At 65.8% G+C, this 8,039-nt stretch carries 9 protein-coding genes; 2 read left to right on the top strand and 7 right to left on the bottom strand.

The window, feature by feature from the left end:
- Positions 1-95: 95 nt before the first annotated feature.
- Genes Q8P46_14840 through Q8P46_14830 form a run of 3 tightly spaced genes read right to left on the bottom strand, consistent with a single transcriptional unit; the run spans position 96 to position 2,132 of the window.
- On the bottom strand, positions 96-1,136 hold the full coding sequence (locus tag Q8P46_14840; GenBank protein MDP2621424.1) for a tripartite tricarboxylate transporter substrate-binding protein: 1,041 nt from the start codon (positions 1,134-1,136) through the stop codon (positions 96-98).
- 13 nt (positions 1,137-1,149) lie between these two features.
- Entirely contained in the window at positions 1,150-1,584 is a 435-nt protein-coding gene (locus Q8P46_14835) for a GIY-YIG nuclease family protein (protein MDP2621423.1), read from the bottom strand.
- Positions 1,581-2,132 carry an HNH endonuclease gene (locus tag Q8P46_14830; protein MDP2621422.1) on the bottom strand — a complete coding sequence of 184 codons (552 nt, stop codon included), beginning with the start codon at positions 2,130-2,132 and terminating at the stop codon, positions 1,581-1,583. Before Q8P46_14830 ends, Q8P46_14835 begins: the two co-directional genes overlap by 4 nt.
- Between Q8P46_14830 and Q8P46_14825 the strand changes: the two genes are divergently transcribed.
- A complete protein-coding gene (locus tag Q8P46_14825) occupies positions 2,113-2,457 on the top strand; it encodes a hypothetical protein (protein ID MDP2621421.1) in 345 nt (114 codons plus the stop codon). The two genes, Q8P46_14830 and Q8P46_14825, sit on opposite strands and share 20 nt — an antisense overlap.
- Before the next feature lie 13 nt (positions 2,458-2,470).
- Here the strand turns inward: Q8P46_14825 and Q8P46_14820 are convergent, their stop codons facing one another.
- The 3 genes from Q8P46_14820 to Q8P46_14810 form a co-directional block, all read right to left on the bottom strand.
- Complete coding sequence (locus Q8P46_14820; GenBank protein MDP2621420.1) at positions 2,471-4,393, bottom strand: TRAP transporter fused permease subunit; 1,923 nt, start codon at positions 4,391-4,393, stop codon at positions 2,471-2,473.
- Positions 4,394-4,424: 31 nt separating this feature from the next.
- Positions 4,425-5,477, bottom strand: a complete 1,053-nt coding sequence (locus Q8P46_14815) for a TAXI family TRAP transporter solute-binding subunit (GenBank protein ID MDP2621419.1) — start codon at positions 5,475-5,477, stop codon at positions 4,425-4,427.
- Between the two features lie 165 nt (positions 5,478-5,642).
- Positions 5,643-6,581, bottom strand: coding sequence for a dihydrodipicolinate synthase family protein (locus Q8P46_14810; GenBank protein MDP2621418.1), 939 nt, complete (start codon positions 6,579-6,581; stop codon positions 5,643-5,645).
- Positions 6,582-6,666: 85 nt separating this feature from the next.
- Between Q8P46_14810 and Q8P46_14805 the strand changes: the two genes are divergently transcribed.
- Complete coding sequence (locus tag Q8P46_14805) at positions 6,667-7,614, top strand: fumarylacetoacetate hydrolase family protein (GenBank protein MDP2621417.1); 948 nt, start codon at positions 6,667-6,669, stop codon at positions 7,612-7,614.
- Between the two features lie 61 nt (positions 7,615-7,675).
- Here Q8P46_14805 and Q8P46_14800 read toward each other — a convergent pair whose 3' ends face one another.
- The gene (locus Q8P46_14800; protein MDP2621416.1) at positions 7,676-7,891 is read right to left on the bottom strand and encodes a TRAP transporter large permease subunit; all 216 of its coding nucleotides are present in this window, start codon (positions 7,889-7,891) and stop codon (positions 7,676-7,678) included.
- Positions 7,892-8,039: the final 148 nt, after the last annotated feature.

Below are 8,039 nucleotides of genomic sequence, written 5' to 3'. Positions count from 1 at the left end.
TAGTGGATAGAATCAGACGTAAGGAACCCTCGTCCCGCCACGTGGCGCCCGGTTTTCCGCCAAATTGCGTGGATTCTTCCGTCTGATTTTTACCACTAGTACTTCTCGAGCAGGACATGGCGGACCGCGGCGAGCTGTTCGCCCTCGAGCGAGCCGAGAACCTCCTTGACGAACTTCACCGTCGCGGCGGGCGCTTCGTAACGCACATCACGCTTGGTCTTGGCGCCCTCCTCCATGACGGCAGGGTCGGTCAATACGGCCTTGATCTTCTCGCGCAGATACTCGACCCGATCCTCGGGCACGTCCGGCCCGGTCACGAGGGTCCGGCCGATCTTGGCAATGCCGGACCGGAATTCGATCCACCAGGCTTTGTCGTCGGGAAGATCGACCTGCTCGAACACAGTCGGGAGATCGGGGAACAGCGCGCCGCGCTCCTGGTCGAGCGTCCCCACCGGGATCATCTTGCCGCCCTGGGAAATGCTCTTCGACGAGCTTTCGGTGATCGTCATTGCGTCGGCCTCGCCGCTGATCGCGGCGAGCGAGGCCTCCTTGCTCCCCTTGTAGCCGGTGATCAGCTGGCAGTTGAGGCCGAGCCCCTCGCACAGGGTCGTGGTGACGTCGCCGATGCCGTCCGTCCTGCCGCCGGCCGCGAACTTGATCGGCCGGTCCGACGCCAGAAGGTCCTTCAGCGAGCGATAGGGAGAATTCGCGCTGACCAGGATGACCCTCGGCTCGGACTGGACGCGGCCGAGGAAATTGACCTTGGTGAGATCGAATGTAACCCCCTCCTTCTCGACGACCTGCGCCAGCACGGCCGCCTCGCCATGAAGCAGCATGATCTCGGCACCGCCGTCGCTGTCGCGGACGAGCTGGTTGAGCGCGCTCAGCCCGCCGCCGCCCGGCCGGTTCTCGACGATGACGGTGGTGCCGAAGCTCTTTTCCAGATGCGGCGCGAGCATGCGCGCATAGGAGTCGAATCCCCCTCCCGGGCCGTAGCCGACGATGATCTTGATCGTCTTGCCCTCGAAAAAGGACGCGGCGTCCTGCGCCTTAGCCGATCCGGCGGCCAAGCCGAATCCCATTGCCAGGGCCGCCGCGATGGCAATCCCTGCATTCCGTCTGTTGATTGTTGTCATGGCTTTCCCTCCCTTAGCGGATATCGCCCAGTAAACTCGTTTTAGGCGGCGTTGTCATGGTAATCCCGTACACGGCCCGGATCAGGCAGGCCTCGACATAGCGCGCGTGGCTCTTGGTCAGATTCTCGTCCTTGCTGATCAGAACGACGGTGTCGGTCCAGAACGACTTCGAGTCGTGGCCCTGTTCGTTCGAGTTGTGGAACGCGAGGCGCGCACCGACGCCCTCGGATTCGCCAATATACGACAGCAGCCGGTCCGGCTCGGCATCATCGGTCCCGATCAGGATGTAGACCCCCGGCCGCTCGATTTCAGGAAAGGCCTCGCGCACCCTCCGCAACTGGTTGCGCCGGAAGGCGATGGCCTGGATCGTGGACATCGAGATCTGGGCGACGCGGATGCCACCGGGATCGCCGTCAAGCAGGAAGATGTTGATCGAGTGGGGTTTCATGGTGCGGCCCTCGCGAAGCAGTTCGCGCGGTGCCAGACGAGCCGCGCCTTGTGTTTGTCGGTCAGCGGGATTGGGGCCTGCCAGCGCAGCTCGGCGCGCGCCTCCTCGCTCAAGGCGGGCGAGAATTCGGGGCGGCCCGCGTCGTCGAAGGTCACGAGGCCCCGGTCGAAGGCCGCGTCCCATAGGGCCGAGAGCAGCAGGCCATTGTGGACGTTCAGCCGCTCGGCGTCGTCCGCGCAATCCTTCCACGGGATGATGTGGCTGGCGCGCAGCAGGGCTGCGTCGGTGATCCCGGTCAGCGGACAGCAACCGCCCCAGTACTTCATCAGGGCGTCACGGAAGATATCCTGGCCGATGCGCTGGACCACCAGACGTTCGGCCTCGGTAGTCTTGGGCAGGCTCGCGGTCCTGGCACGGAAGCGCACCAGCGGCGCCTCGGGCAGGCTTATGGCGAGCCTGTAGACGCGGTCGAGCGCGGTGTGGTTTTCCGCGGCGGTGGGGCTCGCCACGCTGTTCATGGGGACGGTGATGGCCGTCGTGCAGGTCACCGTGCAGTCCTCGGCGGGGTTGAAGATGCTGGGAACGGCGGCGGCTTCCGTGCAGTTCTCCCGCTCGCTCGGCGCGGCGTTCGGCACCGCCGCCGTGGGCGTCGTCCTGTTTGCCGCCCTCGCCGTGGAGAGCACACAGACGGCCGAGCTGTTCGGCGAGATCCTGCGGCGCGGCCCGGAGCTGCTTCAGACCTTGCCGGCGGCGGAAAGAACGGCCGTCGAGGCGGATATCGGCGCCGCCTTCCGCGCCGCGTTCCTCACCATCGCCAGCTTTCCGGCGCTGGCGACCTTCCTGGCCTGGACCATACCGCTCAGGCGCATCTGACGGTTCGGTGCCGTCAGCGTCCTTCGTCGAGGCGGCGCCGGAGCGATGAGAACTGCTGCCAATAGATGAGGCCGCAGGCGGTCACCAGAACGAACGCGCCGGCCAGCTTGACCTGCCAATCGGGGAACAGCAGAGCGCCGCCGACAAGCAGCAGCACGGCACGGGCGACGTAGCCGATGCGCCGCGTGATGACGCCACGCAGGCCGAATGAGACCGCCACCAGCCCGGCCAATGCGACCAGGAAATCCAGGGCGATCTGCAAGCCCGACCCCAGCAGCAGAAGGCCGGGGTGATAGACGAAGACGAAGGGCAGCAGGAAGACGCCAGCGGCCAGTCTCAGCCCCTCCATCGCCGTTCGCATGAAGCTCGCCTGGGCAATCGACATGGTGATGAAGATCGGCGCACCGGCCGGCGGCGTGAGCTCGGCGGCCACCGCGAAATAGAGGGTGAACAGATGGGCCGCGAGAGGCGGCACGCCGAACTGGATCATGGTCGGCGCCACCAGGACGGCGAGCACGATATAGGTCACGATCGCCGGCAGCCCGAGGCCCAGGATGAGATTGACGATGGCGGCGAGGATGAGCATCAGGATCAGGCTGTCGCCCGCCAAATCCCGGATTCCCGACACGAAGGTCGGCCCGATGCCCGACAGGACGAGAGACGACACGATGACCCCGGCAAGGCTGCCCGTCACGGCGAGGACGAGGAAGCTGCGCGCGATGTCCATGAGCAGTCGGTCGACCCTGGCAAAGCGCCGCCGGGCGGCGGCGAACAACAAGCCGACCAGGATCGCCGCCGCGGCACCATAGAGCGCCGCCCGCTCCGCCGAATAACGCAGGACGAAGAGGAAGAAGATGATGACCGAAAGGGGAACCATGAAGGGCAGAGCCGCCAGCGCCGATTTTCCGCGCGGCGGCAGTTCCGAGGCCGGCAACCCCCTCAGTCCCGACCGCACCGCCTCGCAGTGCACCTGGACGTAGATGATGATGAAATAGAGCAACGCCGGCAGCGACGCCGCCAGCGCCACCTCGAAATAGGGAATTCCGAGGAACTCGGCCATGAGGAAGGCGGTGATGCCCATCACCGGCGGCAGCAGCGGGCCGCCCGTGGACGCCGCGCACTCGACGCCGGCGGCGAAGGCCGGCGGATAGCCGTTCCGCTTCATCAGCGGAATGGTGATGGTCCCCGTCGTTACCGCGTTGACCGCTATGGAGCCGGTGATGCTGCCCATCATCCCGCTGGCCAGGACGGCCGCCTTGGCCGGACCGCCGGTGTAGCGCCCGACCAGGGCCTTGGTCAGGTCGATGATGGCGTCGCTGCCGCCGGCATAGGTCAGCACCTGGCCGAAGACCACGAAGGCGAAGACCACGGTCGCCAGCAGCCCCAGTATGTTGCCGAAGATGCCGTTCTCGTCGAGATAGAAGAAGTAGAACCAGCGCTGCCACGAGAACTCGATGACGCTGATGCCGATCAGGTGCCCCCAAAAGGCCAGCGCCATGCTGGCAAGCGCGAACAGCACCAGCGCCCAGCCGAGGCTGCGCCGCGCCGCCTCGAACAGAAGCCCGACGGCGATAACTCCGAGACCGACATTGAGGGGTGTCATCCCCGGACGCATCAGGATGACGGGATAGTGCCACGCCACATAGCCGCCGACGACCAGCCCGAGTACGGCAAGGCCGTAGTCGAACCACGGGACCCGTTCGCGGGAGGCCCCGGGACGGTGCGGCACGAGCAGGAAGATCGAAGCGAGGGCGAGGGCCAGCAGCGCGCCGAGATACTGCACCTCGAGGACCAGGAAGTCCAAATAGAGGTGCAGTTGCAGCGTATAGCCGATCCCGATCGCGGCGAGCAGGATGAGCAGCAGCCCCGCCAGCGCTCCAGGCAGGCCTTTCAGTTGACGAAACCGCTGCTCGCCTTCGCCCTGCGCGTTCTCCACCGCCAGGTCCCCTGCCTTTTTCTACCGGGTCCTAGCGGAGCAGTTCCTGCTGGTTCTTCTCCAACTCATCGGTCCACGCGCCGACTTCCTTGAAGAAGCGAACGGCGCCCGGATGGTAGGGGACGGTCGCATCCGCGGGCGTCATCTTCTCCGGGGTCCAGTCGCGGCCGAACTTGATCTGCACCGGCGCCAGCTCCTTGTGATGCTCCCAGACCGCCTTGTTGATCTTATAGGCGATCTCCTCGTCGAGGTCGGGCGTGACGACGAAGTAGAACCAGTACTGCAGGAGGGTAAGTTCCTCTGGCACTTCCGGGTCGTCGGCCAGCCATTTGAGCGACGGATCGTCCGACTTGGTGATTTTCGCAACGCTGAAGCCGGGCGCCGCCTCGCGGGTGCGGGCAACCGCCTCGGGCGAGGTGTCGGCCGGAATGACGCGGAAGCCGCGGGCCGCGTGAAGCTGCTGGATGAGCGGCGAGGTCAGCCCCGAGGCCACCACGTCGGCGCGGCGTTCGATCACCGACTTCACGCTCTCCGGATAGTTCGGAACCGGAACGACGACCACATCCTCATAGCTCAGACCGCGATTGGCAAGGTGCCCCAGAATCCCCAACTCGGTTCCCGGATCGCCGGTGTAGCGGCCGGAGACCTTCTTGCCCGCGAGGTCCGCTCCGGCGCGGATTTCGGTGTCGGCGGCGACCAGCAGCGCCTGCTCGACCGAATAGAGCGGATGCAGCAGCCGCAGATCCTGCTGCCGTCCCTCCTGCAGCCGGGTGCCTGTGTTCGCCATCTGCGCCACCGGCGCCGACACGGTCCCCACATGGATCGCGCCCTCCTTGAGAAGCGAGAGCAGGGCGGGCATGCCCGACTGCGGCAAGGCCGAGGCCTTGAGGTCGGTATATTTGTTCAGGATGTCGGCGAGCGCCACCGCGCCGGCATAGTTGATCGAGCCGGTCCCGAGCGTGCCGATGATGACGGGCTTGCTCTGCGCGGCCGCCCCCTCCTGCGCGAAAATTCCCAGCGCCAAGCCCATCGCCACGATCGCGCGGGCGAGCCAACGGGCTCCAAACTTCAATTGTCCGGCCATTTGTTTCCTCCAGTTTTTTGTCTGGTGTCGAACAGCCACCTTGCGTCGCGCCATTCAGGCGTGACGTTCATTCGAACACGAAATGCGACGCGTCGCATGGGAAAACGTACCCCTTCTCGATGCTCGTCCTGCGCTGCCGCGGACTGCCGGAGAAGGCGGACGCAGCTACTCCCCGGCGACCGCCATCGGCCTGGCCGGCGCCTCGACGAGCCGCCGCGCCCGGTGCAGAACCGCCAGGACGCGATCGCGCATCTCGTCCGAAACCGGGGGCGTAGGCCAGCGGGGGTACATCTTGACATCGAAGCCGGCGTCGCGCAGCGGAATGATGAAAAAGCCCCGCCCGTAGCGCTTCCAGCCCTCGAAGCTCACGGCGTTGAATTCGTTGGAGGCGCGTTGCAGTTCGATCGCCCGATCGTGGTCGCCCCGCCTGATTGCGGCGATCAGCTCCACGCCGAGCTGTGGGATGGCGGCGAGCGGCGGGCTGATGGTGCCCGACTGTCCCATCAGAAGGCCCGGGAACAGGCACTCCGAGGGGGCGAAGATGGTGAAGTCCGGGCCCATCACGTTGCGATAGCGGATGACCTCGTTGATGGTCCCCTTGGCCAGCTTGCCGGCGACGATGTTGGGGCAGTCCTTAGCTAGCTTCGCCAAGGCCGCCGGTCCGATCGCATAGCCCTGGTAGTTTGCGTTGTCGTAGAGGAGCATGGGGGCCTTCAGCTCGCCGGCCACCATCTGGAAATAGAGCTGGATTTCTTCGGGCGTGTGGTCGGCATAGTAGTAGGGGCCGACGACGCCGACGCCGTCCGCGCCCTTCTCCAGGGCGTGGCGGCCCAACGCGATGGTCGAGTAGGGATCGGCGGTGCCGACATGGACGATCACCGGCAGCCGCTTCTGGTTCTGCTCGATCACCAGTTCGGCGACGCGGCGGCGCTCCCGCGCGTCCATCGCCGGGCCCTGCCCATAGGAACCGTTGACGAAAAGACCGTCCACGCCCGCGTCGATATAGAAATCGACGAAGTCGCGCATCAAAGGCTCATCGATCGACCCATCGTGATCGAAGACCGTGGGCAGCGGCAACATCATGCCCCCGAAAGTAGCGTTCATCGAAAAAACCCTCCGTGCTGATCGACAGGCCCAAGCCTGATAGCTAATTGAGCACAGACAGCACGAATCGACAAGGAAATGGGTCATGGAATTGGTCACCTTCGAGGCGCAGGGCCGCCGTCGCGTCGGCGCCCTTCTCGGCGGTTCCGGGTGGGTCGTCGACATGGCGGCAGCGGCGCGCCGCCTGGCGCGGGTCTCGCGAAGAGCCTCGCCCCTCGCGCGGATCAGCGACATGGTGGCGCTGCTCGATCTCGGCGCGCCCGGCATGGCGGCCGCCCAAGAAGTCGTGAAGGCAGTCGCCGGCGGGCTGGAACGCGACGGGCGGGCGGCGCTGCGCGGCATTGCCTTTACGCGCGAACGCGTGGTCCTGCGCGCGCCGGTTCCGCGACCGACGAAATTCGTCTTTTGCGGCCTCAACTATCCCAACCACGCCGAGGAAGGCGGGCGGGCGCTTCCCACCTATCCCTCCCTGTTCACCCGCTTCGCCTCAACCGTCATCGGCCCCGACGACGATATCGTCAAACCGGTGGAGGTGACCGAACTCGACTATGAGGGCGAGCTTGCCTTCGTCATCGGGCGGCGAGGGCGCCACGTGTCGGTGCGGGAGGCGATGGATTACGTCGCCGGCTATACCGTTATCAACGACATCACGGCGCGCGAATTCGCCCGCGACCCCGGCCTGCGCCTGTTGGGCAAGAATTTCGACACGTTCGGCGTCATGGGACCGGCGCTGGTCACCGCCGACGCGGTCCCCAGGCCGGACCGCCTGACCCTGCGGACACATGTAAACGGCGCGCTGCGGCAGGATACGAACACAAGCAACATGATCTTTGGCATCCCCGACCTGATCGCCTACCTGTCGCGCCATTGGACGATCGAGCCCGGCGACGTGGTCTCGACCGGGACGCCGGCAGGCGTGGGCGCCTTCATGCAGCCGCCGCGGTTCCTGCAGCCCGGCGACCGGGTGCGGGTGGAAATCGAGGGCGTCGGGTCGCTGGAGAACCGCATCGTCGCCGAGCCGGAACGGCGGTAGGCCCGCCGGCCGGGAGCCGAAGCGCCATCAGGCTATCCGACCGAGGCACTGGCGTCCGCCCTCACATCATGGCCGGTATGATAGTCACGATGTCCGGGAACAGGGCCAGGATGATCATCCCCAGAACGAACAGCCCGACGAACGGCCAGGAGGCGGCGAACAGCTCGCCGAGCGGAATCTGCGGGGCCGCGCCCTTGAGCGCAAAGATCGTGTAGCCGAAGGGCGGCGTCATTCCGCCGACCGTGATGTTTATCAGGAACAAGAGCCAGAACCAAATCGGGTCGGGTGCCGTATCGGATTGTGTTGGAATTCGGCGTGACGCAGCCTCCGGCGGTTTGAAGGTATAGGTTCAGGCGGCCAGGTCAATCGGGCGGTCGGCGACCTTGGTGTTGAGCGTCTGCCATCCGTCGACCTTTCGCATGTTG

The sequence above is a fragment of the Hyphomicrobiales bacterium genome, assembly GCA_030688605.1.
Taxonomy (GTDB): domain Bacteria; phylum Pseudomonadota; class Alphaproteobacteria; order Rhizobiales; family NORP267; genus JAUYJB01.
This window is presented reverse-complemented; position numbering and strand designations above follow the sequence as displayed.

Excerpts from the sequence above, each read along its gene's own strand:
- Q8P46_14805 (MDP2621417.1), top strand. The coding sequence starts at position 6,667 with ATGGAATTGGTCACCTTCGAGGCGCAGGGCCGCCGTCGCGTCGGCGCC.
- Q8P46_14815 (MDP2621419.1), bottom strand. The coding sequence starts at position 5,477 with ATGGCCGGACAATTGAAGTTTGGAGCCCGTTGGCTCGCCCGCGCGATC.
- Q8P46_14810 (MDP2621418.1), bottom strand. The coding sequence starts at position 6,581 with ATGAACGCTACTTTCGGGGGCATGATGTTGCCGCTGCCCACGGTCTTC.
- Q8P46_14825 (MDP2621421.1), top strand. The coding sequence starts at position 2,113 with ATGGCCGTCGTGCAGGTCACCGTGCAGTCCTCGGCGGGGTTGAAGATG.
- Q8P46_14840 (MDP2621424.1), bottom strand. The coding sequence starts at position 1,136 with ATGACAACAATCAACAGACGGAATGCAGGGATTGCCATCGCGGCGGCC.
- Q8P46_14835 (MDP2621423.1), bottom strand. The coding sequence starts at position 1,584 with ATGAAACCCCACTCGATCAACATCTTCCTGCTTGACGGCGATCCCGGT.